Here is a 25,712-nt window from a genome sequence, read left to right as displayed (position 1 = left end):
CGGCGCCGGTCAGATCAGGTCCCAGCTCAGCGGGGTACCGCGCGGGACGTCGACGGCGAAGGTGCGACCGAGCACGGTGTCGATCTGCACCGGCGGCAGGCCGCCGGCCGGGCGGATCGAGCGCACGTTGCGCGCGGTCACCGGGTCGCCGGCCCGGACGTCCTCGACGACCCAGAGCGAGCGGCGGAAGCGCAGCCCCTCCCGCTCGGCCGGGGTCGGGCCGACCCGGGTGCCGCCGAGCGCCGCGTGGGCCCGCTGCGACTCCACGACCAGGGCGGCCAGCTCCGCCGGGTCCAGCGAGAAGTCCGAGTCCACCCCGCCGTCGGCGCGGTCCAGCGTCACGTGCTTCTCGATGAAGCAGGCGCCCAGCGCCACCGAGGCGACCGGCACCCCGATCCCGGGGGTGTGGTCGGACAGGCCCACCGGCACGCCGAACAGGTCGGCCAGCACCGGGATCCGGCGCAGGTTGCTGTCCGCCGGTGGCGCCGGGTAGGAGGCGGTGCAGGCCAGCAGGACGATGCTGCCCGCGCCGGCCTCCCGGGCGGTGCGCACCGCCGCGTCGATCTCGGCGACCGTCGCCATCCCGGTGGAGATCACCAACGGCTTGCCGGTGCCGGCCACCAGCCGGATCAGCGGCAGGTCGACCAGCTCCGACGAAGCGATCTTGTACGCCGGCGTATCCAGCTCCTCCAGCAGCTCCACGGCGGTCGGGTCGAACGGCGACGAGAAGACGGTCAACCCGCGCTCGCGGGCCCGCGCGAAGATTGGCCCGTGCCACTCGTACGGGGTGTGCGCCTTCTCGTAGAGGCGGTACAGGTTCTGCCCGCCCCACAGCTCGTGCCCGCCGGAGATGCGGAAGGCGGGGGTGTCGACGTCGATGGTGATGGTGTCCGGTCGGTACGTCTGGAGCTTCAGCGCGTGCGCGCCGCTGGCGGCGACGGCGTCCACCATCGCCAGCGCCCGGTCCAGGTCCCCGTTGTGGTTGCCGGACATCTCGGCGACCACGAAGGGCAGCTCCCCGCCCCCGACCAGGTGCGGTCCGATCTTCACTGTCGACGTCATGCCCGACCTCTGTTCGCTGTGCGTCCGCGCCGCGGCGCGGTCCTACCGGTGCCGTCCGTGGACGACGGGAAAACCAGGGCGCCGGGAGCCGGTCCGGCTCCCGGCGTCGGGGTGCGCCGACGGGTGTCCCTCACCGGGTGGGGCGGGTGGCCGGCGCGTCCGGCCGGGTCGCCGGCGCGGTGTCGGGGGCGGGCGGCCGCACCGTGGCCCCGGGGGCGGTGGTCGCCCGCCGGGCCGCGCCGGCCAGCCGGTGGGCCCGCCGCAGCGCCGCGTACGCGAGGTAGTCGTCCCGGCCGACCAGCCGGTGCTTCAGCCCGGCCACCCCGCCCGGACGTGGATAGCCGCCCTCCGGCAGGTGCTTACGGTACTGCTCGGCCACGCGGCGGAAGAAGGCCCGGCGCAGGTGCGGGTGCAGCCGGTCGTCGTTGCCCACCACGACCAGCATGTGGTTGACCATCAGCCCGAACAGCTCGGCGTGCAGCCGCGGGTCCGGGTGCCGCCGCCGGACCCAGTCGAGCAGCCGGTCGTACTGGTCGAAGGCGTCGAAGTGCCGGCCGCTGCGGGTGGAGGTGATCGCGCCCTGCCGGCCCTGCCGGTAGAGGTAGCAGACCCGGTCCAGCACGGAGATCTTCTCCGCGCCGATCAGCAGCGGGTGGCTGAACGGGATGTCCTCGTACCAGCCGGGGTGGAAGCGCAGCTCCAGTTCGTCCAGGAAGGCGCGGCGGACCACCTTGTTCCACGCGGTGTGCTGCACCCGCAGCAGCTGCGGCCGGTCGGCCAGCCGCACCACGTCCGGCGTCCCGCGCAGCAGCGGGCTGCTCGCGTCGACCTCGCGCCGGCCGTCCTCGTGCACCCGCAGGTGGTCCACGAGCAGCACGTCGGGGTGGTGCGCGCGCAGCCGGTCCAGCACGGCGGGCAGCGTGCCGGGGGGCAGCCAGTCGTCGCTGTCGACGAACCAGACGTACGACCCGGTGGCCACCTCCAGGCCGGCGTTGCGGGCCGGGCCGAGGCCGACGTTGCTCCTCAGGTGCACCGTGCGCACCTGCGGGTGGGTGGCGGCGTACGCGCGCAGCAGCTCACCGCAGCGGTCCGGCGAGGCGTCGTCGACGGCGACGATCTCGACCGCGTCCCGCTCACCGGCCGGCACGTCCGTGCGGATCGAGTCGAGGCACTGGTGCAGGTACGCCTCGACCCCGTGGACGGGCACGACGACGCTGAGCAGCGGGACGGGCACGGGCTGGTTGACCACGCCGCCACCCTCGTGCACCCGGGTGGACGGGCACGGAACCTGACGTATCCGGCGGAGATGGAGTTACTGAACAGCGTCCGGACGGCGGGTTAACGACGCGTCCGTCAGCCACGTCCCGACATGTGGGAACGGCGGATCTCGATCTCCCCGGTGATCAGCAGGGCGAACACGAGCGGCGACCCACCGTGACCGGGGCGGGGCAGCGAGCCGTTCGCCAGACATGGATGATCGTGGAAATCGTCGATCTCGATGGAGGTAGCACATGGCACGGGGGATCTCCTTGCACCGTATCCAGGGCCGGTGGGCACGCGCGCTCGTCGCGCTGCTCGCCGGACTGTCGCTGACGGCCGGGCTCACCGGACCGGCCTCGGCGGCACCGCAGCCGATCATCGGTGGTGAGCTCCAGTCCGACGCGGACGGCCTGGCCGCCCTGATGGTCGACGGCCGCTACCAGTGCAGTGGCTCGATCGTCAGCAACTACTGGGTGCTGACCGCGAAGCACTGCATGTACGACAGCAACGGCCGGATCGCGGACTCCCGCCTGTCGGTCCGGGTGAAGAGCATCTACTGGAACAGCGGCGGCGGCGTCGTCTACATCTCCACCTCGCGGGTGCGGACCAGTCACGACATCGCCATGCTCAAGCTGAACCGGTCGGCCAACGCCCAGCCGGTACGGCTGCCCACCGCCACCACCAAGGTCGGCGCCACCACCTACGCCTTCGGCTGGGGTCGTACCTGCACGTCGTGCGCCCCGTCGACCCAGTTGCGGCGGGCCACCCAGTACGTGCAGTCGATCGACGACACCGACCTCTACGGCGGCCGGGGCATCCGGACCACCGGCCTCAACGGTGACGTCTGCTTCGGTGACTCGGGCGGCCCGCTGTTCAAGCTGGTCGACGGGCTGCGCTACCAGGTGGGCGTGCTCTCCGGCGGGTCCAGCACCTGCAACGCCAGCGCCTACTGGGCGACGGTCCCGGAGAGCCGGGACTGGATCCTGAACGTGATGGCCACGGTCTGATCGCACCGCCCTACGCGGGCCGGCCCCGTCCGGGGCCGGCCCGTCGGCGTACCGGAGCGATGTGCCCGCCCGTGACGAGCGGGTAGGGTGCCCGGCGGCGGTCCCCACCGGGACCGTGGTGGACGTCGTCCTGGCCGTGGCGACGACGCGGCCGAGGAGGGACGTAGGTGTTGTTGATCCGTGCCGACGGCGGCGCCCCCGCCGCCACCCTGCCGGCGAGCCGACTGCCCTCGCTGACCGGGCTGCGCTGGGTCGCCGCGATGCTGGTCTTCGGCTACCACGCCGGCACCATGCGGATCGTCGGCGACCCCGACGCCAAGGCGGTGGTCGACGGACTGTTCACCCTCGGCCTGTCCGGGGTGCAGTTCTTCTTCATCCTCAGCGGCTTCGTGCTGGTCTGGTCGGCACGCGACGGCGAGCGGCGGCGCGACTTCTGGCGGCGGCGGCTCGCCAAGATCTACCCGAACCACGTGGTGACCTGGGCGGCCGCCCTGCTGGTGATGTGGTGGTTCGCCGACCCGGTGGTGCCCCGCGCGGCCCTGGAGAACCTCTTCCTCGTGCAGGCGTGGGACCCGACCCCGGGCTACTTCTACAGCATCAACTCGGTGAGCTGGTCGCTCTCCTGCGAGCTGTTCTTCTACCTCTGCCTGCCGCTGGTGCTGCCGGCGCTGCGCCGGGCCCCCGCCGGTCTGCTCTGGGCGGTGGTGGTGGCGGTGCCGCTGCTGATCGTGGCGCTCTGGCCGGGGCAGCTCCTGGTGCCGAAGGAGAGCACCTGGTGGTTCACCCAGATCTTCCCGCTGGTCCGCTCGACCGAGTTCTGGCTGGGCGTGGCCGCGGCCGAGCTGCTGCGGCGCGGCCGGTGGCGTGGGCCGGCGCTGCCACTGGCCAGCGTCATCTTCGTGGCCACCTGGGTGGTCGCGGGACAGTGGATCCGGGCCGAACTGTGGGCGGCCATCCTCTCCGCCGCGTACGTCCTGGTGATCGCCGCCGCCGCGGACGCCGACGTGCGCGGGCGGCGTTCGCCGTGGCGGCATCCCCGGCTGGTCTGGCTCGGTGAGGTGTCGTTCGCCTTCTACCTTGTGCACGTGCTGGTGATGGTCACCGTGCTGCGGGCCGCCGGGTACCTCGGGGTCGGGCTGCCCGGCTGGTGGGGGCCGCTGGTCGTGCTCGGCTTCCTGGCGGTCAACCTGGTGCTCGCCGGACTGATGCACCGCTGGGTCGAGACGCCGATGATGCGCCGCCTCGCGCCCCGCCGCCGCCCGGCTCCCGCCGGTCCGCCGACCGCCGTCGTCCCCGCCGGCTCGTCGGCCGCCGTCGTCCTCGCCGGTCCGCCGACCGCCGCGGCCGATCCGGGCGACAGCGCGCGCCCGGCCGCTCGCGGTGACTCCACCGCCCGGCCCCGGTCCGTGGCCACCCCGTCGCCACGTCCGGCCGCCGGCGAGGTGCCGGCCGGCCGGCCCGTCGAGTACGCGCACCGGCGCGACCCGGCCTGAGCGGTGTCCACGGTGGTCGGTGCGACCGCCGTGCCCCGACGTCGGTGACCGCCCGCCGGTGCGGCCGACGGGCGGGCACGCGCCCGTGCCGTACCGACCAGTGCGCCACACGCTCAGAGGTGCCACGACACGCCCGGCGACGCTGCGCCCGGATGGCATCGGCGGTAGCGTGGGAACGTGCTTCCGGTCGCGCTCACCAGTCCTCTGTGGTGGGTCGCGCGGTGGAGCTCCCGACTGCTGACCGGCCTCGCCGTGGCGGTCGCGCTCTCCCTCGGCGGCTCCGCCGTACCGGGCGACGTGCCCCCGCCGGCTGCTGCGGTCCCGCCGGCAGCCGCGCTCCTCGCCGGCCCACCGCCGTCGGCGTCCGCGCTCCTCGTCGGCCCGCCGCCGTCCGCCGGCCGGGCGTTCCCCGCACTGGCCGCCGTCGTGACGGCCCCGGGTTGCGGGTCGCCGTTCGCCGCGCCCGCCGCAAGCGTGCGGGGCGTGCCGGCGGCCCTCGCCGACGCCCCGCCGGTCGCGCCCTGCGCCGCCGCCGGGCCGGTCGCCGCGCCGTCCGGCCCGGCCGCCGCGCAGCCCTCCGCGCCGCCCGTCCCGAGCGGGCTGACGCCGGCCGGCACCGGCCCGCGCGCCCCGCCCGCCGGCTGACCGCCGCGCGGGAGCGACCCGCGACCCGCTCTCCGACCTCACCCCCCGCATGCGCCTCTGGGCCCTGTCGCCCGTCGTGCGGTGCGGGCTCCTCGTCCGCGTCCCGCTCCCCGGGAGGTGCCCACCGTGAACACCGTCCTCTACCAGTTCCTGATCGGGGTCCCGACCGCCGCCGCCATCTGGTCGGCGCTGCTCGTGCTCGCCCTGACCGTGCTCACCGTGCTGGTGGCCCGCCCCGAGCGGGACCGCCCGTCCGAGGAGGCCGCGGCCGGCGAGCCGACCCCGGCCGAGGTCGCCGTCGAGGCGGCCGACCTGCGCCGGTACGCCGAGGAGGTCGCCGCGGCCGCGTCCGGCGCGGCGCACACCGCCCGCCGTTGGCGCGAGGTGTGGCTGACCGCCCAGGAGGAGGTGGACCGGGCCTGGTCGGCGTACGACGAGGCGGAGTCCGCCGCCCGCCGGTTCGTCGGCGCCGGCGCCCTGCCCACCCCGCGCACCCCGCGCACCCCCGCCGAGTACGCCGCCCGGGAGCGCTGGCTGCACCAGGCGGCGGTGGCCGCCCACTGGCGGGGTGAGTTGCCGGTGGAGCGGCTGCGGGACGTCTTCGCCCACCGCGACGGCTGGGACCCCCGGCGGCACCCGGTCGAGCAGGAGGTGCTGCTCGCCCGGGCGGTACGCGACAGCCGGCGGGACGCCTACCGCCGGGCGGCGGCCCGGGAGCGGTCGGCGTGGCGGGACGCCGAACAGGCGGCCGACGCCGCCCGCGCCCTCGCCGTCGAGGCGTACGCGGCGGCGCAGCGGCTGCGTCCCGGCCGGGCGTCCGCCGTGCCCCGGACGGCGAGCACGGCGCCGCGCGCGACCGCGACGGCGCGCTGGCGGCCCGCCCGGGTCGGTTGAACGACGGGCGGTGCCGAAATCGTTACCCGAATGCGGTGAGCCCGGTCACGGCCGGCGGGAACCGGACGTGCGTGACAGAGCGTGACAGTGACCGCGGCGGATCGCGGAAGTGTCGCCGTCGCTGTCCGGTTGTCGCCCGTCGGTTCCCGGAAAGCCGCTCGTCCCATTGAGTGACGTCAGTGCGCGAGTGCACCGGAAATTGCGCGTCTTGATCAGGTTTACGCAGCTCGCAGCGCTTGGCGAGCCGCATAGCGGCCAGTAGTGTCACTTCGGTCCGGCGCGGTTCCCGATCGCACAAGGCGACGCCGTGTCGACCCGCTCAATCGTGGATTCCACGAACCGGGGACCCATGCACCACTGGGGTGAATCCACGGGCCACGGCCCGTGGTAGGGCGATCTTCCCGCCCGAATCCGTCAGCTAACCCGGTCGGCGGCATCGGAAGGAGTCCCATCCTCGTGCAGCACCACGCCATCCCCGCCTCGGTACCGGGGTGCATCCGCCGATAGGTCGCGCCGTCGCGTCCTGAAGTCCGGCATCCGCCCCGACGCCCGGCCCCGCCCGGGCGCTCCCCCCGCCGAGCGGCCTGAGATCCCGTTCCCGCGTGTGACGCCCCGTCACGCGCCGGTCCGGCGTGCCGCTCCCGCCCCCGTACCGTGGAGGACACGTTGAAGCACCATCTGAAGCGGCAGTTGCGGCGCCTGGCCACCGAGCGCCCGTACCAGGTCGTCGCCGGCTCCGCCGCCGCCCTCCTGCTGGCCACCGGCACCGGCGCGCTGTTCGCCGGCGCCGACGAGTCGCCGGAGCGCCGGCAGACCCCGGCGGCCGTCGCCGAGGCCGCCCCGCGCCTGGCCGACGTGGCCAGCCGCTCCCAGGCCCGCGTCGCCGCCACCACCCCGGCGGCCAGCCCATCGCCCTCGGCGAGCGCCAGCCCGTCGGCCAGCCCCACGAAGGCCAAGGCCGACCCCGACGTGACCCGCAAGGCGACCCCGAAGCCTCCGTCGTCGAAGGTCCTCGACTACGACTACGAGGCCCAGTTCACCTACTACACCTGCGGCCCGGCGGCGGTGCGCAACGCGCTCAGCGCGGCCGGCATCGAGCGGACGCAGGACGAACTGGCCGGGCCGCTCGGCACCACCGAGATGGGCACCAACTCGGCGCAGGACACCACCCGGGTGCTGAACCAGGTCGTCAAGGGCGACCCGTACCGGACCCGGATGTTCGCTGGCACCCCGAGCTCGGCCCAGATCGACCGGCTCCAGGCCGACATCGTCGCCGCGGTCACCGCCGAGCGGGGCGTGGTGGCCAACGTGGCCGGCACGGCCACCGACACCAACGGCGGCTGGCACTCCTTCCCGGGCGGCCACTACATCGCCGTGGTCGGCTACTCCGACGGCGGCGAGCTGGTCCGGGTCGCCGACTCGGCGGACCCGAACCTGCCGGAGTACTGGATGAGCACGATCGACCTCGCGAACTGGATCGCCACCCGCGGTTACTCCGCCTGATCCCGCCTCGTACGCCACGGGCGCCGGCCCCCGCAGGGGACCGGCGCCCGTGGCGTGTCCGACGGCGCGGGCGTCAGTACGTGACGAAGGCGTACAGGGCCCGGTGGTTGGACTTCGTCCCGGTCACCGTGTGGTCGACGGGTGACGGCTGCACGCTGCCCCGGACGAAGAGGTAGTCGATCTTGCTGGAGCTGTGTGTCGCCGTCGCGCCGTAGCCGGTCATGCCGTAGCCGCCCAGCGTGCTCGCCGCGATGCCGGTCCGGTTGGCGTCGATCCCCACCACCCGGATCGTCGAGGCGTTCATCAGGCTGGTGGCGTCCGCGCCGATGTGGATGCCGGTGCCGGCGATCCCGGTGTAGCCGTCGCCGGCGCAGGCGTTCTGCCGGTTCTCCTGCGGCAGGTGCATGGTGGCGGCGAACACCGACGTGCCGGTCGCCCTGATGGTGAAGCGGGCCGCGATGGCGCTGGTGCGCTTCCACTTGTAGTAGTTGGTGGTGCCGGTGTCGCTGTTCGGTGGCTTGTAGAGGGTGCAGCCGGCGCCGCCGGCGTAGGCCGTGCCCGGCTTCAACCAGCCCGCGCTCCAGTACTTGGAGATGTCGCCGTCGGCGAGGCCGAGCGTGCGGGTGTTCCAGATGATGGCGTTGGTCTGCTTCTTCTTCAGGTCACCGAGGCTCTGGTCGCTGCAGTGGTGGCTGGAACCCCACGGCTCGGGGTCGCTCCACGCCACGATCGCCCCGTAGGTGCCGGCCGGGTAGCCGAACTTGGCCGACAACTGATCGGCGTACGCCTCGGCCTGCCCCGTCCCACGCACCTGCTGCACGATCAGCAGATCCGGCGCGGCCACCCCCGCGGTGGCCGGCCTGCCGGCGTCGTCCACCAGCATCGAGGTGAGATGGTCCGGCCCGGAGACCCGGGTGCAGGTGCCGTCCGGGTTGTTGATCACGAGGTTCTCGATGTTGTTGTTGTAGACCCGCAGCACCCGGTCCGCCGCTGCCACGACGCTGTCCGGGGCGGTGGCCTTCGCCGTGGCCGACCCGCCCGTGAGCGCGGTGGACGCGACCACCGCGAGTGCTGCCATTGACGCCGTCCAGTGCCTTGAACGCACGGCACCCTCCTGCCCGGTCGCGGGGATGGCCGCCCCACCCCCGTGGAAGATCGAACCCTATCGTCATCTTCGGCCGTGGGTGGCCCCTCCGGCGTGACGACCGACCGTCCCCAGTGGAGTTCGCGACACTCGCGCCGGCTGTCCCGGCGGTGGCACACTGCGGCGCATGGACGACGACGCGGGATCCGGACCGGTCCTGGTGCTGCTGCACGGCATGGGGGCGACCGGCGAGGTGTGGCTGCCCTGGGCGCCGCTGCTCCAGCAGCGCTGGGCCGGACGCTGGCTGGCGCCCGACCTCGCCGGCCACGGGTACGCCCCGCCGCTGGCGCGGTACTCCTTCGCCGGCCTGGCCGACCGGGTCGCCGACGGGCTCGCCCGGCTGGGCGACCGGCCGCCCCGGCGGCTGGTGCTGCTCGGTCACTCCCTCGGCGGCGTGGTCGCGCTGGCGCTGGCCGCCCGCGCCGGGGGGCTGCCGGTCGACGCGGTGGTCGGCCTCGGTATCAAGGCGGTGTGGTCCCCGGCCGAGCTGGACAAGGCCGGTGAGCTGGCCCGACGCCCGGTGACCTGGTTCGCCACCCGGGACGAGGCGGCCCGCCGCTACCTGCGGGTGGCCGGGCTGACCGGCCTGTTCGCGCCCGAGGACCCGGTGGTCGAGGCGGGACTGCGGCGCGAGGACGGGCGGTGGCGGCTGGCCATGGACCCGGCGGCGTTCGGGGTCGGCGCACCCGACCTGCCGGCGCTGCTGTCGGCCACCGACGTGCCGGTGGTGCTGGCCCGGGGCGAGCACGACCCGATGGTCGCCGACGCCCAGCTCGAGAAGCTCGGCGTGCCGGTGGCGACCCTGCCAGGCCTGGGCCACAACGCGCACGTCGAGGACCCGGCGGCGGTGCTCGCGCTGCTCGACGCGTACCGGTGACGGGCCGGCCGCCCGGGTCGCGGTGGCCCGGCGGCCGCGCGTCCCGGGGAGTCCTCGGTCAGGCGGTGGGGGAGACTGGTGTGCCCCGCGACGTCACCGGGTCCGCGCCGCGCGGCGACGGCGGGGCCCACGCGCCGTCCAGCTCGCGCCGGGCCGCCTCCAGGAAGCCCTCGGCGTACGAGGCGGCCGGGAAGTCGCCGAGGTAGCGGCGGCGGGTCTCCCAGCGGGCCTCGGCCAGCGGGTCGGTGTCCAGCAGGCGGGTCAACACGTCGTCCACGTCGGACATGTCCCGGCGCAGCACGTAGCCGGAGCCGGCCAGCGGGAACCGGGTCACGAAGTCGTCGCCGTCCACGCCCATGTCGGTCACCGCGTACGGCTTGCCGGAGTAGAGGAAGTCGGAGATCACCCCGGACACGTCGGAGACCAGCGCGTCGGCCCGGTTGACGCAGTCGGTCAGGGTCAGCTCGCGGCTGGCCGCCGCACCCCACAGGTGCGCCCGGCCGGTGCGGGCCCGGTCGGCGGCGAGCAGCTCGGTCAGCCGGGCGAGCTGCCGCGCCGACGCCGGGTTCTGCGTGGTGTACGGGTGGGCCCGCAGGATCACCGTGGCGCCCCGGTCGAGCAGGCGGCGCAGCAGGGTCTCGGCCACCGGCAGCGAGCAGTAGTTGGCGTCCGCGTGGTGGCCCGTCCAGGTCGGGGTGTACAGCACGGTCGGGGCGGTCAGGCCGCGCGCCGGGGTGGTGCGTACCTCGATCGCCTCGACCTGGGGCCGGCCGACCACGACGAACTTCTCCGCGGGGATCTCCACGCCGGCCCGGGCGTACCGCTCGATGGCGGCCGGGCCGGCCACGAAGATCCGGTCGAAGATCGCCGAGACCGGGTTGGCGCTGGGCGCCTTGTCGCTGTCGCCGTGGTGCAACTGCACGTGGGTGAGCTGGTGGAACCGGATGCAGTGGCTGTTCTTCGCGCCGTGGTTGACGTAGAACGCCACCCGCAGGCTCGGCGCCAGCGCCTCGTCCATCGCCTTGAGGGTGGGGCAGTGGACCACCGGGGCGGAGGTGGCCGCGGCGATGGTCGGCAGGAACTCCGGCTCGCGCAGCATCACCAGGAACGGCCGGCCGAGCCGCTCCAGGTACGGCAGCCACATGGTCACCTGGTACTCCGACCCGGGCGGGGCGGAGAAGTACAGCAGGAACTCCGGCTGGTGCGCCCGCAGCGCGCGGGCCACCGGCCCACCCCCGGCGCTCGGGCGGAACCGCCGCCGGGCCAGGTCGAGGCCGACCGCCCCGCATCCGCCGGCCACCAGCAGCGTGGCGGCCAGCGCGACGACGGCGGGCAACGCGAGCGCGGCGGCGACCGCGACCGCCCCGAGCAGCGCCAGCAGCACGCCACCGAGGCGCGCGGCCACCACCGGCGTCCAGGTGCGCACCGGCAGGTTCGCCGCCCGGATCTCCAGGTTGCCGGCGTCGCGCAGCGGGCCGACGAGCAGCACCAGCCCGAGCAGCGTCAACGCGGTCGCCGCCAGCACCGGGTCGAAGCCGCCGTCGAGCCGGCGGGCGTACCCGATCAGGATGCCGGCCGCGAGCAGCACCGTCTCGGCGGTGATGTCGGCGTTGGCCCGGACCCGGCGCTCCACGGCGGCCGCGGCCAGCGCGGCCGCCGCCAGCGCCAGGCCCGCGACGGTCGCGCCGGTGAGCGCCACCACCAGGAACGCGACCACGGCCAGCCCGGTGGTCAGGCACCGCGCGATCAGCTTCCTGACCAGGTCACCACGCATGTCGCTCGCCCGTTTCGCCTGAGGGTTCGGGTCAGCCGGCCGCGACGCCGCCGGCGAGCCGGTCGGCGTCGGCGGCGGTGGGCTGGGCCGGCACCCCGGCCGGCTCGCCCGGCGCCCGGCGTACGTCGATCACCTGGCCGGTCAGGTCGGAGATCAGGACGTCCAGCGAGGACTGGGCCACCGTCTCGGCGGCCAGCAGGGTGTGCTCCGGCTCCTCGCCGAACGCCTTGGTGCGCATCGGGGTGGCGGTGCGCTCCGGGTTGATGCAGTTGACCCGTACGCCGAACTCGGCCCACTCGTCGGCGAGCGCCTGGGTGAGGTTGACCAGGGCGGCCTTGGTGGAGGAGTAGAGGGCGTACTGGGCCCGGCCCCGGGTGTAGGAGCTGGAGGTGTAGAGCAGCAGCTGGCCCTTGGTCTGCTGGAGGTACGGCAGCGACTGCCGGGCGGCGATGACCGGCCCGACGAAGTTGACCTGGAGCACCCGGTCCATGGTCTCCTGGTCCATGTCGGTCAGCGCGCCCTTCTCCAGGATGCCGGCGGTCACCACCACGTGGTCGATCCGGCCGGTGGCCTCGAAGGCGGTCTTCAGCGCGGCCTCGACGTCCTCGGCGCGCTCGACGTGGGTGCCGGTGCTGGAGCGGCTGAACGGGAAGACCTGGGCGCCGTAGCGGCGGGCCAGTTCGGCCAGGTCGTGGCCGATGCCGTAGCTGCCGCCGAAGATGACGACCGTGCGGCCGGCCAGCTCCTCGGTGTAGCCGCGGGTGGTCAGGCGCGGGGCCTGGGCGGCGGCGAGCTGGAAGAGCTTGTCCGCCAGGTGCACGTCGACCGGGTGGGTGACCTTGATGTTCTCGTCCGAGCCGTCGATCACCTTGATCGGCGTGCCGGGCAGGTAGCGCAGCACCACGCCGCAGTCGTCGGTGGCGGCGAAGTCCGGGTCGCCCTCGGCGCGGCGGTACGCCTCGCGGATGGTGCCGGAGCGGAACGCCTGCGGGGTCTGGCCGCGACGCAGGGTGGCGCGGACCGGGATGTCGGTGATGCAGTCGTTCTCGTCGACCTGGATGATCGTGTCGGCCGAGGGGATCGCCACGTCCACGGCGGAGTAGGTCCAGAGCGCGTTGACGCACTCGCGCACGATCCGGGCGCTGACCAGCGGGCGTACGGCGTCGTGGAAGAGGATGTTGACGTCGCCCTCGCCCACCGCGTCCAGCGCGATCCGGGTGGTGGCGTTACGGGTGTCGCCGCCCTCGATCACCTTGCTGACCTTGCGGAAGCCGGCCTTGTCGACGATCTGCTGGGCCTGGTCGACGTGGCCGGTGGCCATCAGCACGATGATCTCGTCGATCTCCGGGGCGGTCTCGAAGACGGCCAGGGTGTGCTCGATGATCGGCTTGCCGGCGATCTTCAGCAGCTGCTTCGGGATGCCCAGGCCGAGCCGGGTCCCGGTGCCGCCGGCCAGTACCACCGCCACCGTCCGCGAGGGCCGCCACGGCGCCGGGGTCTCCGGTGCGGCGTCCGGGCCAGTGGTGTGGTCCTGCGTCATTGCCGATCCTCACTCTCAGGGATACCTGAACGAAAGATTGCGCCAGCCTGGCGACGGGATGAACCTTAACGCGCGGACCGCGTCGCCCCAACGGGGCGACGCGGTCTCCGGCGCCGTGTCGGCGTCGCGGCGTTCAGGGCAATTCTACTTGCTGTTCGAGAATGCCTCGTATGCCCGAATGACCTCGTCTGTCGGTCCGTCCATTCGCAGGACGCCCGATTCCAGCCAGATCGTCCGTTCGCAGGTGTCCCGGATCGAGGAGAGCTGGTGGCTCACCAGGAACACCGTGCCGGCGCCCTCGCGCAGTTCGCGCACCCGCTTCTCGCTGCGCTTGCGGAAGCCCTTGTCGCCGGTGGCGAGGGCCTCGTCGATCAGCAGCACGTCGTGCTTCTTCGCCGCAGCGATGGAGAACCGCAGCCGGGCCGCCATGCCGGAGGAGTACGTGCGCATCGGCAGGCTGGCGAAGTCGCCCCGCTCGTTGATCCCGGAGAACTCGATGATCTCCGGGGCGATCCGGGCCACGTGGTCCGGGTGCATGCCCATGGCCAGGCAGCCCAGGGTGACGTTCCGCTCGCCGGACAGGTCGTTGAGCAGGGCCGCGTTCACGCCGAGCAGCGAGGGCTGGCCCTGGGTGTAGACCGCGCCCCGGTTGACCGGCAGCAGCCCGGCGATGGCCCGCAGGATGGTCGACTTGCCCGAGCCGTTGCTGCCGATCAGCCCGATCGCCTCGCCCCGGTACGCGGTGAAGGTGACCCCCTTCACCGCGTGCACCTCCCGCACGTTCGGCGCGGAGGTGCGCTTGACCAGCCGCCGCAGCGCGGCCACCGGGGTGGTGCCGCCGCCGGCGCCCTTGTGCACCCGGTAGATCACGTGCGCGTCGTCCACCACCACGGTGGGGATCCGGTCCTCGGTGGGGACCCGCTCCTCGACCCGGGGCAGGGTGATCGTCGCGTCGTTGGACGCCTCGTAGTGCTCAACCACGGCCGTACTCCTGTTCGCCGCGCCAGAAGTAGATGAAGCCACCGACCCCGGTCACCAGGGCCCAGGCCAGGGCGACCAGCCAGAGCTGGACCAGTGACCCGTTGAGCACCGGCGCCTGCTCCAGCAGCGCGTGCCGGGCCAGCTCGATGTAGACCAGCATGGGGTTGTACTGGATGACCGTCGCCGCCCACTCCGGCAGCCGGGTGAACAGCGTCACGCTGTACAGCACGCCGGAGCCGTACATCCAGGTGCGCAGGATGAAGGGCATGACCTGCTTCAGGTCGCCGGCCTTGGCGCCCATCCGGGCGCACGCCATCACCACCCCGGCGTTGAACAGTGCCTGCAGCAGCAGCGCCGGCGCCAGCATCAGCCAGTCCAGGGTGATCGGCTCGCCGGTCACCAGCACGATGGCGATCAGCACCACCATCGACGCCAGCAGCTGCTGGAACTGGGTCAGCGTGGCGGCCAGCGGCAGGCTGGCCCGGGGGAAGTGCAGGGCCCGGATCAGCCCCAGGTTGCCGCTGATCGACTGGGTGCCGGCCAGCACGGCGCTCTGCGTGAAGTTGAAGATGAACAGCCCGGTGGTCAGGTACGCGATGAAGTTCGGGATCTCGTTCTGCTCCAGCACCACGCCGAAGATCAGGTAGTAGACCGCGGCGTTGGTGAGCGGGGTCAGCACCTGCCAGATCTGACCCAGCTTCGCGTTGCTGTACGAGGCGACGAGCTTGGCGTTGGCGTACGCGGCGATGAAGTGCCGGTAGGCCCACAGCCGGCGGCTGTATTCGGCCAGGGAGGGACGCTCGCCGGCGACCCGTAGTCCGTGCCGGGCGGCCAGCTGCGCCTGGGTCAGGCCCGTTGCGGGGTCGACCAGCGCGGTGTCGGCCATGGAAGGGCGCTCCGATCTTTCGTGCCAAAGGGATGCGCGCGACGATGGAATCTTAGAGGGAGCTGGACGCGGAGGGCCGCCTCGTCGCTGCGTGGACGGTAGTGCAAAACACGTCGGGACGCAACCGTACCGTCGTTGCGCTACCCTGGCCTGCGTGACAGGTGCGGAGATACCCCGATGACCAGCGAGAAGAGGCGTACGCCGGCCGGCGCCGCAGTGCTGCGGGGCGACATCACCAGGGCCATCCGGCGGGCGCTGATGCAGGAGCTCGCCGCGGTCGGCTACGGCCGGCTCTCGATCGAGGCGGTCGCCCGCCGGGCCGGGGTCAGCAAGACGGCCATCTACCGCCGGTGGAGCTCGAAGCTGGAGCTGGTCCTGGAGACCGTGGTGGCCGCCGCCGGCAGCAAGCTGCCCGCGTTGGACACCGGCACCCTCCGCGGTGACCTGGCGCTGCTGTTCCAGGTCGTGGCGCACGCGCTGAGCCACCCGCTGGCCTCGCAGATCATCCCGGACCTGCTCGCCGAGGCGGCCCGGAACCCGACCATCGACCAGACCCTGCAGCAGGTGCTGCGCGCCAAGCAGCAGGAGATCGGCGGCCGGCTGATCGCCCGGGCGGTGGAGCGCGGCGAACTGCCCGCCGGCACCGACCCGGACGCCGCGGTCGACCTGATCGTCGGCCCCCTCTACTGGCGGCTCGCCATCGCCCGCACCCCGCTGACCGACACGTACCTCGACACCCTGGCCGGCGCGGTCGCGGCCGGCCTCGGCGCGGGCAGCGAACTGCCCCGCCAGCGTGAGGCGCCGGTCGTCGGTTGAGTGCCGTGCGTGTCACCTTCGGCGGGGACATGGCCTCCTGCCGGATTCCGTTAGGCTGGCCCGGCCGTGCTGGAGCCGCCGTTTCGACACCTGGCCGTACAGCACACTTCCCTGCATCTTCATCCGTACGACGACAAGGACGTTCCGTGCCCCACGTCGAACACGTCGCCGTCGCGCCCCCCGGGCCGGGTCCTGCGGACAGCCGGCCGTCGGCCGGGCGGAGCGGCACCGCCGGACCGAGGTCGGTCCCGGCGCGGCTGCGGTCCCTGCTGGCCGCGACCCCCGTGCTGGTGACCGACGCCGGGGTGGTCGCGTTCGCGCTCTGGACGCTGCTGTACCACCTCAACCTGGTCCTCGACCTCCGGCCGTCCGTGGTCTTCGCCGCCTGGGTCGGCACGTCGGTGATCGCGGCGGTCGCGGCGTGGTGGCTCGCCGTACGCCGCCCGGGCGCGCAGCCGCACACCGACACCGACACCGGCCCGGCCGGGCGGTCCGGGGAGTCGACCACCGCCGGCTGGGGGCCACTGCTGCGCCGCTACGCCGTCCCGGTCGGCGCGGGGCTCGGCGGGGTGATCCTCGCCGCGTACGGCAGCGGCACGTTGCGCTGGGCGGCGGCGATCGCCCTCGGGCTGGTCGCGATCGTCTCCGCGTGGCCGTCGATCCGTCCCCGGGGCGGGTCGAGCACCCCGACCGTCGACTCGGACACCCCGGCGCGGGCGACCACGCCGGTGCAGTCGCTGGTGGTCATCGTCACCGCGCTGGCGGCGGCCTACTACGCGACGCGGATCGCCCGGGTCTCCCTCGACGACGTCTTCTACGTCGGCAAGTCGGTCTGGGTGGCCGAGCGCGACGAGATCCCGTACCGGGACTTCCTGCTCACCGAGGGCGTCCTGCCGGCCGGTTCGGCGAACCCGCCGATCCCCTCGTTCGAGGTGTTCATCGGGGCGCTGGCCCGCGCCCTGGGCGTGCACGCCGCGTCGGCGACGTGGTACCTGATGCTCCCGCTGCTGGCCGTCGGGGTGGTCTTCGCGCTGTGGCGGATCTGTCAACGCTGGGCTCCACGCCGTGCGCTGCTCGTCTTCGCCGTGGCGGCGACGTACATCGTGTTCGTGGCCGGTCACCCGGACGCGTACAACACCTACCACCTGCCCCGGCTGACCCAGGGCAAGAGCGTCTTCCTGCACGCGTTGGTGCCGCTGGCCTGGGTGTACCTCACCGACTACCTGGAGACCCGCTCCCGTCGCGCCCTGGCGCTGCTCGCGCTGCTCTCCGTCGGCGCCGTGGGGTTGACCACCACCGCGGTCATCCTGCTGCCGTTGCTGGCGGCTGCCGCGGCCTTCGCGATCCTCGTCGTCACCCGGCGGGTACGCGACGCGCTCCTCTGCTTCGCCGCCGCGTCGGTCTACCCGCTGGGCTCCGGCATCGTCACCCGGCTCACCACCAGCGGGATCGACCAGGCCGTCGCCACCTACGCCGAGTGGCGCGAGCCGCAGCTCGTCTGGATGCTCTCGCTGTGGCTCGGCATCCTCGGGGTCGTCGGCGGCCTGGCCCTGTGGTGGTCGCCCCTGCTGCTGCGTCGCGGCGCGCCCCGGCTGCTGGCCGCCGGCGCCGCGCTGGCGGTGACCGTCCTGCTGCTGCCGGGGGTGATCTCGGTCGCCAGCGACCTGACCGGGCTGGGGGCCGTGCTGTGGCGGGTGCCCTGGATCGTGCCGCTGCCGGTGCTCGTCGGCGTCCTGGCCACGCTCTGCCTGCCCCGGCTGAAGTGGCCGAACCGGGCCCTCGCCGTCGCGCTCCCCGGCGCGCTGGTCGCCGTCTTCGTCACGGCGGGCACCCCGATGTGGACCGACGACGTGGTGCAGCCCGAGCCGAGTTGGCGGATGCCGGAGGTGCGCAAGAACGCCACCTTCTGGATCGTCCGGCAGGACCGTCCCGAAGGGCTGCTCCTCGCCCCGTCGTCGATCATGCGGGCCATGCCGCAGGTCACCAGCCGCGTCCGCGTGGTGTTGGCCCGCGATCTCTACCTGACCGACTACGGCCTGGACACCCAGTTCTCGAAGGACCGGCTGCTGCTGGCCAAGTTCGCCGACGGGCAGGAGCCGGTCCCGGTGGACGAGGTGAAGGCCGCCATGGGTCGGGTGGGCGTGGGCACGGTCTGCCTGTGGCGGGTCAACAAGCTCACCGCCGCGGCCGTACCCGCTCTGGACCTGGAGAAGTTCGCCTCCCGCAAGTCGCCCGGCGGCCTGATCTGCTACCGCACCCCGACCGCCGGTCAGGCGACGGGCGGCAACTGAGGCCGCGAGCCGCGGCCCGGGCGCACACCGCGCCCGGGCCGCGCCCGTGCGGCCACCGCCCAGGTCCGCGCGCTGCGACCGCTGTCGTCGACGGCATCGGACCCGAGGGGATTTGCGCCGTAAACGACGCCGATACCCACCCGTCGCCTCGATGTCCACTCACGTTAAGGTCGCAGGTACGCGCGGGTGGCCGGTAGGGCTCGGGCCGCCGCCGTGACAGACTGTGATGTGGGAGTTCAACCATGGGGCGAGTCCGTCCGGTCGGCCTACGGCGCCGGCGGGTCCGCCCGCTCCCGCGACGGTCACTGCGCGTGATGGTCGGGCGGACCGGCTGCCACGCGTGCACACGCGTCGGGTGATGACGTGACGACCACGGGCCAGGCCCGTCATCGATCTCGTAGGGAGCGTACTCGTTGTTCGGCACGTTGACTGGACGCATCGGCACGGCCGCCCGCGGCGCGCTGCTGGTGCTGTCCTACCTGGTCATGCTCGTCGCGGGCACCTTCGGCTGGGTGCCCGTCTTCGCCGTGGCCGCGCTGGCCGCCGTTGTCGGCGAGTACGCCCTCACCCGGTTCTCGCCCCAGTCGGACCTGCTGCTGGAGAAGGTCGGCCTCAACAGCGGCTACCGGCAGCTCAGCCGGGACCTCGCCACCGTGCTGCTGGTCGCCGCCACGGTGAAGCTCACCTCGGTCGAGCTGACCTGGCTGCTGCTCCTGCCCGCGGCGGTCTGGGTGGCCGCGGTCTTCGGCGGCGCGCTGAACACGATGATCGACCGGCGTAACCCGCTCTCCGCGCTGGTGCGCAACATCGAGCTGGGCGCCGTCCGTTCCGCGCCGCGCCCCCCGCGGTGGGCGGCGGAGAACGCCGGGGTACGGATGGCCGTGATCAACGTGCTGCTCATCCCGGCCGCCGTCGTGTCGGCCGTCCAGGAGGACGTCGCCCCCGTCCTGGTCGTCGGTGGGATCGCGGTCGCCGTCGCGGCGGTGGTCGGCGCGATCATCGTGCTGACCTGGCTGCGCGGGCGGGGCACCGGCGCCGGCAAGGACCAGCTGCTGACGCAGGTGCAGCGCTGGCTCGACAGCCACCGCCCCGAGGTGGCGCTCTACTTCGCCGGCCCCGCCAAGGACGTCTACCAGGCCAACATGTGGCTGGCCCCGACCGAGGCGCTGGACCAGCGGGCCGTCGTGCTGATGCGCAGCAAGGAGGCGTTCCAGGAACTGGCCGACACCCGGCTGCCGGTCATCTGCGTACCGGCCGGCGTGGACTTCATGAACCTGGAGCTGGGCAGCGTCCGCACCGCCCTCTACGCCGCCAACGTCGGCGCGAACATCCACATGCTGCGCGAGCCGGGCATGAAGCACGTCTTCGTCGGCCACGGCGACAGCGACAAGCAGGCCAGCGTCAACCCGTACAGCAAGGTGTACGACGAGGTCTGGGTCGCCGGCCTGGCCGGTCGTGAGCGCTACGCCCGCGCCGGGGTGGGCGTACGCGACGAGGACATCGTCGAGATCGGACGCCCGCAGCTCGCCGGTGTGCACACCTTCGGCGCGGAGTCCGTCCAGCGGCCGTTCACCGTCCTCTACGCCCCGACCTGGGAGGGCTGGCTGGACGACGACCCGTACCACACCTCGCTGGTGCTGATGGGGGAGCGGATCGTCAAGGGCCTGCTCACCACCTCGCCGGCGGTACGGCTGATCTACAAGCCGCACCCGCTGACCGGCTCCCGGTCCAAGGAGGCCAAGGCCGTGCACGAGCGGCTGGTGGCGCTGATCCGGGCGGCCGGCGGCGACACCGAGGCGACCACCCTCGACGGGCCCGGCCACCGGGTGGTGACCGGCCGCGTCCCGGCGCTGTTCGACTGCTTCAACCAGACCGACCTGCTGATCAGCGACGTCTCCAGCGTCGTCTCCGACTTCGTGCAGAGCCAGCGCCCGTACGTGGTGGCCAACCCGAGCGGCCTGCCGGAGGACGAGTTCCGCCGGGACTTCCCCACCTCGCGGGCGGCGTACCTGCTCTCGGTGGACTGCGGCGAGCTGGAGAAGATCCTCGCGCTGACCCGGGCCGGCGACGACCCGATGACCGAGGCCCGGCGCGAGCTGAAGACGTACCTGCTCGGCCCGGCCGAGGCGAACCCGATGGAACGCTTCCAGGAGGAGATCGCGCGGCTCTGCCGCTGACCCCACCGGCACCGGGCGGGCCCGGGACGACACCGCGTCGTCCCGGGCCCGCGCGCGTCGGCCCGTCAGCCCAGCAGGTCGGCGACCGCGTCCGCGACCGGCACGTCCGCCGGCAGCTCGTGCGCCCCGACGATCGCCTCGACCGGCAGCGCCCCGTACAGGTGGGGGAAGAGCGCGCCGCCCCGGGACGGCTCCCACCGCAGGCCGTCGCCGAGGCGCTCGGCGTCGACGGCGAGCAGGACCAGCCCGGTGGCGCCCGCGTAGTGCCGCCGCGCGGTCTCCACGATCTGGTCCCGCGCCGACAGGTGGATGAACCCGTCCTGGCGGTCCAGGGCCGACGGCGGCACCTCGCGCTCGGTCGCCACCCGCGCCCAGTCCGCGATCGGCACCAACTTGTAGATCATTCCGGCAGCCTACGACCCGCCCCCGACGCCCGGGCCTCCTCGCCCGATCCGACCCGCCGGACGCCCGCGCCGGAGGCGGGCCTCCCGCCGCTCGCGCTCTTCTGCCACCATTCGCACGTCATCCGTACGACGAAAGGGAGTCACCGGTGCGCATCCTGCTGGTCGAGGACGACCGACGGGTGGCCGCCGCCCTCTCCTCGGCGCTGACCCGGCGCGGGTACGAGGTCGAGCACGCCGCCACCGTCGCCGCCGCGCTCTCCGCCGCCCCCTGCGACCTGGTGCTGCTGGACCTGACCCTGCCCGACGGCGACGGCACCGACGTCTGCCGGGAGCTGCGCCGGCGCAGTCCGCAGCTCGGCATCATCGCGGTCACCGCCCGGGGCGAGGAGCGGGACCGGGTCCTCGGGCTGCGCCTCGGCGCCGACGACTACGTGGTGAAGCCGTTCTCCATGGTCGAACTCCAGGCGCGGATAGAGGCGGTGCTGCGCCGCGCGGCGCACACCGTGCCGGCGCGGAACCTGATCGAGGCCGGACCGGTCCGCATCGACGCTGCAGCCCGTACGGTCACCGTCGACGGGCGTGCGGTGGCGCTGACCCGCAAGGAGTTCGACATCCTGCTCTCCCTGGCCCGCCAGCCCGGCGTCGCGGTGCCCCGCGACCGGATCCTGCTCGACGTGTGGGGGACGACCTGGGCCGACCGGCACACCGTCGAGGTGCACGTCGGCTCGCTGCGCGGCAAGCTGGGCGACCCGCGCCTGGTGGAGACGGTCCGCGGGGTCGGCTACCGGCTCCGCGGCGAGTAGAGGGGCCCGCGGTGCGCCGTCGACTGGTCATCAGCTACCTGCTGCTGATGGTGCTGGTGCTCATGGCGTTGGAGACGCCGCTCGCGGCGACCCTCGCCTCCCGGGAGACCGACCGGGTCCGTGCCGACCGGCTCGCCGACGCGACCCGGTTCGCCTCGTTGGCCGGGCCGGCGCTGCGCGGCAACGTGCCCGGGCCACTGAGCGGCGAACTCGCCGCCTACGACGAGCTGTACGGCATCGGCGCGGCCGTCGTCGACCGGGACGGACGCACGGTCGTGGTGTCGCCGGCCTGGCGGACCGGCCCGGGCACCGAGGCGGCGTTGGCGACCGCCCTGGCCGGCCAGCAGTTCAGCGCCCCCGAGTCCGTCTGGCCGTGGGTGGACGGCCCGCTGGTGGTGGCGGTGCCGATCAACGACGGCGGCGAGGTGCTCGGCGCGGTGGTCACCGCCACCCCGGCGGACAAGGTCCGGCGCACCGTCACCGCCTGGTGGCTGCTGCTGGCCTTCATCGGGCTGATCGCCGTGCTGGCCTGCGTCTCCACCGCGTTCGGGCTGGCCGGCTGGGTGCTGCGCCCGGTGACCGAGCTGGACGCGGTCACCCACGAGATCGCCGAGGGGGACCGGGGCGCGCGGGTGCAGCATCAGCTCGGCCCGCCCGAGCTGCGCCGGCTCGCGGCCAGCTTCAACCACATGGCCGACGTGGTCTCCGACGTGATGGACCGGCAGCGTGCCTTCGTGGCGCACGCCAGCCACCAGCTGCGCAACCCGCTGACCGCGCTGCGGCTGCGGGTGGAGGAGCTGGGGTCGAGCCTGACCGACCCGGAGGGTCGGGCCGAACACCGGCTGGCGTTGGAGGAGACCGACCGGCTGGCCCTGGTGCTCGACGCGCTGCTCACCCTGGCCCGCGCCGAGCGGGAGGAGAACGAGCGGGTCACCGTCGACGCGGCGGAGCTCGCCGCCTCCCGGGTCGCCGCGTGGCAGCCGCTGGCCCGGCACCGCGCGGTGACGCTGCGGCTGTGCGCCGACGGCCCGGCGTACGCCCGGACCGTACCCACCGCCGTCGACCAGGCCCTCGACGCGCTGATCGACAACGCGGTCAAGTTCAGCGGTGCGCAGGGCGAGGTGACGGTGACCGTCCGGCAGGTCGACGGCGGCACCGCCCTTCAGGTGTGCGACACCGGCCCCGGCATGACCCCGGCCCAGCTCGACCAGGCGACCGAGCGGTTCTGGCGGGCGCCGGACGCGCAGAACGTCGAGGGGGCCGGGCTGGGGCTGACCATCGTCGCGGTGCTGGTCGACGCCTCGGACGGGCGGCTCACCATGCGCGCGGGCGACCCGCGCGGCCTGGTCGCCGAGGTGTGGTTCCCGGCCCCCGGGGACGGCACGCCGGACGCCGGGACGGCCGTACGCCTTCCCGCCGGTAGGTCGACGCCCGACGTCGCCCCGGCCGGCGGGACTCCCGCCGCCGCGACGCCGACCGACGACGACGGCCCGGGCGGGACCGGGGCGGCCCCCGGGGTGGTCGTACCGGCGACGCGACCGGCCGGAGAGGGCTGAGCCGTCAGGGCTTGACCGAGCGGTACCACTGCGCCGCGCCCGGGTGCAGCGGCAACGGCGCGGTGGCGATCGCCGAGCGGGGGCTCATCCGGCCGGCGGCGGGGTGCGCCGCCGCCAACTCGGCCCGGCGCTCCATCAGCAGCCGGGTCACCTCCCGCACCAGGGGCTCCGGCAGGTCGGCGCGGACGGTCAGGTAGTTCGGGTTCGCCACCGTGGTCACCGGGTCCACGTCGTACACCGAGCGCGGGATGTCCCGCGCCACGTACACCTCGCGGTAGCTGCGCCGCAGCGGCTCGGTCCACTCGCCGAGGTCGACGATCCGGGTGGCCGAGTCGTCGGCCAGCTCGTCCACCGCGCGCACCGGCAGCCCACCGGAGAAGAAGAACGCGTCGATCCGGCCCTCGCGCAGCGCCGCGACCGAGTCGTCGAGGCCCAGGTGCTGCTGGCGTACCCGGTCGCCGCCGAGCCGGGCCACCTCCAGCAGCCGGGTCGCGGTGACCTCGGTGCCGGAGCCGGGCGCGCCCACCGAGACCCGCCTGCCGCGCAGGTCGGCGACCGTCCGGACCGGCCCGCCGGCGGTGGTGACCAGGTGCAGCAGGTCGTCGTAGACCCGGGCCACCGCGAGCACCGACGGCCGCGACGCCGGACCGGTGGGCAGCACGTCGGCCTGGGTGAAACCCAGCTCGGCCTGACCGGCGCCGACCAGGCGCATGTTCTCCGCCGAGGCCGCCGTGACCACCACACTGGCCCGCACGTCGGGCAGCTCCCGGTTGAGGATGGCGGCCAGCGACTGCCCGAAGGCGTGGTACACCGCGGTCGGACTGCCGGTGGCGATCCGGATCACCACCGGCTCGGCGGGGGACTCCCGGCAGCCGGCGAGCCCGGCCGCCGCCAGGACCAGCAGCATCAGCAGCGCGGACGGGGCGGCCAGGCGCCGCCGGGCGGACCAGCATCGGCTCACGGGCAGCACTCTGCGCCGTGCACCGCCCCCGGCGCAACCTGAGCCCGGTCCCCGGGCAGCGGGGGCGCCTCAGGCGGGCGGCCGGGCAGGGGCCAGGGCGGCGCGTTCCATGATCTTCCGGCGGTCCGGGCCGTCGGCCACGCTCACCACGAAGCAGCCGGCCCCCGGGCGGAGCAGGGCGGGCACCTCCAGCAGGGCGGCGCCGCGCACCAGCACGGCGGCCAGCTCCCGGTCGGTGAGCCGGACGCCGAGGATGTGCCGGCGCACGTGCCGCCCGCCGGCGAGCAGCGCGGAGCGCCAGGCCGCCGCGGCGAGCCGGCACCGCCAGGCCGCCCGGGCGGTCGACGCGCCGGGCGCCGGCCCGCCCAGCAGTTCGCGGCGGCCCCGCCGCCACCCCGACTCGCACAGCTCGGCGTACGTCGCCCGGTGCTCGCCCGGCACGTGCAGCCGGTGCAGCTCGTAGCGGCGGCGCAGGCCGCCACTGACCACCTCGTGATCCACCGGCACGTCCAGCCGGGTCAGCAGCTGCCGCAGCCGCAGCGCGGCCTCCGGCCGGTTGAACTCCGCGACCGGCCGGTACGGCTCGGCCGGGCCGCGACCGGCGGCGGGCGGGGGCGTGCAGCGGACCAGACAGGCCACCTCGAACGCGTCGCCCAGGGTCAGCCAGTCCATCGGCGGCGGGGGCGACGACGGGCGGGGCCGGTCGAGCAGGGTGGTGTGCGGGGCCATCGACCGCTCCTTCGTCGGCTCGGGATCCCCATACCGTCACCCGTCGGCCCGGCCCGGTTCCACTGATCCGGCCGAGCCTTGAGGAAATCTTGCGGCTGGCCTAGAGGACGGTCACCACCACGTCGAGCTGCCGGGGCCGGCCGGGCGCCACCGGCTGCTCCTCGACCGTGTACTTGAGGTCACGCAGCGCGGTGACCAGTCCGGCGGCGCTGCGCGGCCGGGCGCCGGCGACCAGCAGGTCGCGCACCAGCCGCCCCTTGGTGGCCTTGTTGAAGTGGCTGACCACGGTCCGGGTCACCCCGCCGTCGGTCTCCCGCTCGTGCAGCACCCGCACGGTCACCGTCCGCCCGGCCCGCTCGCCGCGCGGCGTCCAGGTGGCGGCGTACGCGCCGGAGCGCAGGTCCAGCACCGGCCCGTCGCCGGCCGCCGCCTCCATCGCCGGGGTCAGCGCCTGCCGCCAGTACGCCGACAGCGCGCCCACCTGCGGCAGCCGTGCCCCGATCGGGCAGCGGTACGGCGGGATGCGGTCGGTCAGGCGTACCGCGCCCCACAGCCCGGAGCTGATCAGCACCGAGCGGCGGGCCGCCCGCAGCGCCGGGGCGGGCAGCGTGGTCAGGTCCAGCGCCTCGTAGAGGACCCCGGTGTAGACCTGCCCGGCCGGCGCGGTGGCGGCCCGGTCCAGCCGCGCGTTGCGGGCCAGCTCGCCTCGCTGGCCGGCGCTGAGCCCGAGCGCGGCCAGCGCCGCCTCGTCACCGGAGGCGCTGAGCGCCATGAGCGCGGCCAGCACCTCCTCCCGGGCCGGGGTCAGCTCGGGCAGGGAGAGCCTGGCGAGGTCGAGTCGGCGGCCGGTGCCGGCGTCGGCCTTGCCCTCGGAGGGCGGGAGCAGGATGAGCACGCGGCCAGCGTACG

The 25,712-nt window shown here is 74.2% G+C and carries 21 protein-coding genes, 1 pseudogene and 1 riboswitch; of the genes and pseudogenes, 11 read left to right on the top strand and 11 right to left on the bottom strand.

Translation table 11 applies throughout. The annotated features are described in order from the left end of the window. Nucleotides 1–9: 9 nt before the first annotated feature. Nucleotides 10–1,062: a pseudaminic acid synthase gene (pseI, locus tag ACPFP2_RS12115; protein ID WP_424088966.1), complete on the bottom strand. Its 1,053-nt coding sequence runs from the start codon at nt 1,060–1,062 to the stop codon at nt 10–12. A gap of 130 nt (nt 1,063–1,192) precedes the next feature. Beyond that, a complete protein-coding gene (locus ACPFP2_RS12110) occupies nt 1,193–2,311 on the bottom strand; it encodes a glycosyltransferase family 2 protein (RefSeq protein WP_424088964.1) in 1,119 nt (372 codons plus the stop codon). Between the two features lie 262 nt (nt 2,312–2,573). On the opposite strand from ACPFP2_RS12110, the gene ACPFP2_RS12105 reads away from it, so the two are divergent. From ACPFP2_RS12105 to ACPFP2_RS12085, 5 genes are all read left to right on the top strand, one after another. Further along, the gene (locus tag ACPFP2_RS12105; protein ID WP_424088962.1) at nt 2,574–3,329 is read left to right on the top strand and encodes a S1 family peptidase; all 756 of its coding nucleotides are present in this window, start codon (nt 2,574–2,576) and stop codon (nt 3,327–3,329) included. A 167-nt stretch (nt 3,330–3,496) separates the two neighbouring features. Further along, on the top strand, nt 3,497–4,822 hold the full coding sequence (locus tag ACPFP2_RS12100) for an acyltransferase family protein (RefSeq protein WP_424088960.1): 1,326 nt from the start codon (nt 3,497–3,499) through the stop codon (nt 4,820–4,822). A gap of 177 nt (nt 4,823–4,999) precedes the next feature. After that, entirely contained in the window at nt 5,000–5,467 is a 468-nt protein-coding gene (locus tag ACPFP2_RS12095) for a hypothetical protein (RefSeq protein WP_424088958.1), read from the top strand. A 126-nt stretch (nt 5,468–5,593) separates the two neighbouring features. Further along, the gene (locus ACPFP2_RS12090; protein ID WP_424088956.1) at nt 5,594–6,361 is read left to right on the top strand and encodes a hypothetical protein; all 768 of its coding nucleotides are present in this window, start codon (nt 5,594–5,596) and stop codon (nt 6,359–6,361) included. Nucleotides 6,362–6,667: 306 nt separating this feature from the next. Next, nucleotides 6,668–6,809, top strand: a riboswitch (cyclic di-AMP (ydaO/yuaA leader). 206 nt (nt 6,810–7,015) lie between these two features. Continuing rightward, nucleotides 7,016–7,864 carry a C39 family peptidase gene (locus ACPFP2_RS12085; RefSeq protein ID WP_424088954.1) on the top strand — a complete coding sequence of 283 codons (849 nt, stop codon included), beginning with the start codon at nt 7,016–7,018 and terminating at the stop codon, nt 7,862–7,864. Between the two features lie 73 nt (nt 7,865–7,937). On the opposite strand, the gene ACPFP2_RS12080 is transcribed toward ACPFP2_RS12085, so the two are convergent. Further along, on the bottom strand, nt 7,938–8,942 hold the full coding sequence (locus tag ACPFP2_RS12080; RefSeq protein WP_424088953.1) for a hypothetical protein: 1,005 nt from the start codon (nt 8,940–8,942) through the stop codon (nt 7,938–7,940). 193 nt (nt 8,943–9,135) lie between these two features. Here ACPFP2_RS12080 and ACPFP2_RS12075 point away from each other — a divergent pair, with 193 nt between their 5' ends. Then, nucleotides 9,136–9,885, top strand: a complete 750-nt coding sequence (locus ACPFP2_RS12075) for an alpha/beta fold hydrolase (RefSeq protein ID WP_424088951.1) — start codon at nt 9,136–9,138, stop codon at nt 9,883–9,885. 58 nt (nt 9,886–9,943) lie between these two features. Here the strand turns inward: ACPFP2_RS12075 and ACPFP2_RS12070 are convergent, their stop codons facing one another. From ACPFP2_RS12070 to ACPFP2_RS12055, 4 genes are all read right to left on the bottom strand, one after another. Continuing rightward, nucleotides 9,944–11,659 carry a CDP-glycerol glycerophosphotransferase family protein gene (locus ACPFP2_RS12070; RefSeq protein WP_424088949.1) on the bottom strand — a complete coding sequence of 572 codons (1,716 nt, stop codon included), beginning with the start codon at nt 11,657–11,659 and terminating at the stop codon, nt 9,944–9,946. Nucleotides 11,660–11,690: 31 nt separating this feature from the next. Beyond that, the gene (locus ACPFP2_RS12065) at nt 11,691–13,199 is read right to left on the bottom strand and encodes a D-ribitol-5-phosphate cytidylyltransferase (protein WP_424088947.1); all 1,509 of its coding nucleotides are present in this window, start codon (nt 13,197–13,199) and stop codon (nt 11,691–11,693) included. Nucleotides 13,200–13,343: 144 nt separating this feature from the next. Beyond that, on the bottom strand, nt 13,344–14,144 hold the full coding sequence (locus tag ACPFP2_RS12060; protein ID WP_424088989.1) for an ABC transporter ATP-binding protein: 801 nt from the start codon (nt 14,142–14,144) through the stop codon (nt 13,344–13,346). Between the two features lie 28 nt (nt 14,145–14,172). Further along, entirely contained in the window at nt 14,173–15,066 is an 894-nt protein-coding gene (locus ACPFP2_RS12055; protein ID WP_424088945.1) for an ABC transporter permease, read from the bottom strand. 177 nt (nt 15,067–15,243) lie between these two features. On the opposite strand from ACPFP2_RS12055, the gene ACPFP2_RS12050 reads away from it, so the two are divergent. From ACPFP2_RS12050 to ACPFP2_RS12040, 3 genes are all read left to right on the top strand, one after another. Then, the gene (locus ACPFP2_RS12050) at nt 15,244–15,882 is read left to right on the top strand and encodes a TetR/AcrR family transcriptional regulator (protein ID WP_424088943.1); all 639 of its coding nucleotides are present in this window, start codon (nt 15,244–15,246) and stop codon (nt 15,880–15,882) included. Nucleotides 15,883–16,028: 146 nt separating this feature from the next. After that, the gene (locus tag ACPFP2_RS12045; RefSeq protein WP_424088941.1) at nt 16,029–18,173 is read left to right on the top strand and encodes a DUF6077 domain-containing protein; all 2,145 of its coding nucleotides are present in this window, start codon (nt 16,029–16,031) and stop codon (nt 18,171–18,173) included. Nucleotides 18,174–18,586: 413 nt separating this feature from the next. Further along, a complete protein-coding gene (locus ACPFP2_RS12040; RefSeq protein ID WP_424088940.1) occupies nt 18,587–20,350 on the top strand; it encodes a CDP-glycerol glycerophosphotransferase family protein in 1,764 nt (587 codons plus the stop codon). A gap of 65 nt (nt 20,351–20,415) precedes the next feature. Here ACPFP2_RS12040 and ACPFP2_RS12035 read toward each other — a convergent pair whose 3' ends face one another. Beyond that, entirely contained in the window at nt 20,416–20,754 is a 339-nt protein-coding gene (locus tag ACPFP2_RS12035) for a DUF952 domain-containing protein (protein ID WP_424088938.1), read from the bottom strand. A gap of 146 nt (nt 20,755–20,900) precedes the next feature. Between ACPFP2_RS12035 and ACPFP2_RS12030 the strand changes: the two genes are divergently transcribed. Together ACPFP2_RS12030 and ACPFP2_RS12025 are read left to right on the top strand one after the other, a co-directional pair. Then, nucleotides 20,901–21,557: a response regulator transcription factor gene (locus ACPFP2_RS12030; protein ID WP_363866358.1), complete on the top strand. Its 657-nt coding sequence runs from the start codon at nt 20,901–20,903 to the stop codon at nt 21,555–21,557. An 11-nt stretch (nt 21,558–21,568) separates the two neighbouring features. Further along, nucleotides 21,569–22,927 (top strand): annotated as a pseudogene (locus tag ACPFP2_RS12025) (sensor histidine kinase); the annotation flags it as partial. 190 nt (nt 22,928–23,117) lie between these two features. On the opposite strand, the gene ACPFP2_RS12020 reads toward ACPFP2_RS12025, so the two are convergent. The 3 genes from ACPFP2_RS12020 to yaaA form a co-directional block, all read right to left on the bottom strand. Then, complete coding sequence (locus tag ACPFP2_RS12020; protein WP_424088987.1) at nt 23,118–24,020, bottom strand: TAXI family TRAP transporter solute-binding subunit; 903 nt, start codon at nt 24,018–24,020, stop codon at nt 23,118–23,120. A gap of 123 nt (nt 24,021–24,143) precedes the next feature. After that, nucleotides 24,144–24,803 (bottom strand): hypothetical protein, encoded by a 660-nt coding sequence (locus ACPFP2_RS12015; protein WP_424088935.1) that lies wholly within the window; start codon nt 24,801–24,803, stop codon nt 24,144–24,146. Nucleotides 24,804–24,903: 100 nt separating this feature from the next. Then, nucleotides 24,904–25,698 (bottom strand): peroxide stress protein YaaA, encoded by a 795-nt coding sequence (gene yaaA / locus ACPFP2_RS12010; RefSeq protein WP_424088933.1) that lies wholly within the window; start codon nt 25,696–25,698, stop codon nt 24,904–24,906. Nucleotides 25,699–25,712 lie beyond the last annotated feature (14 nt).

This window comes from Micromonospora citrea, from assembly GCF_049629545.1.
Taxonomy (GTDB): Bacteria; Actinomycetota; Actinomycetes; order Mycobacteriales; family Micromonosporaceae; genus Micromonospora; species Micromonospora citrea_A.
Note: the sequence above shows the minus strand (reverse complement) of the source record. Positions and strands in the feature narration are given on the sequence as shown.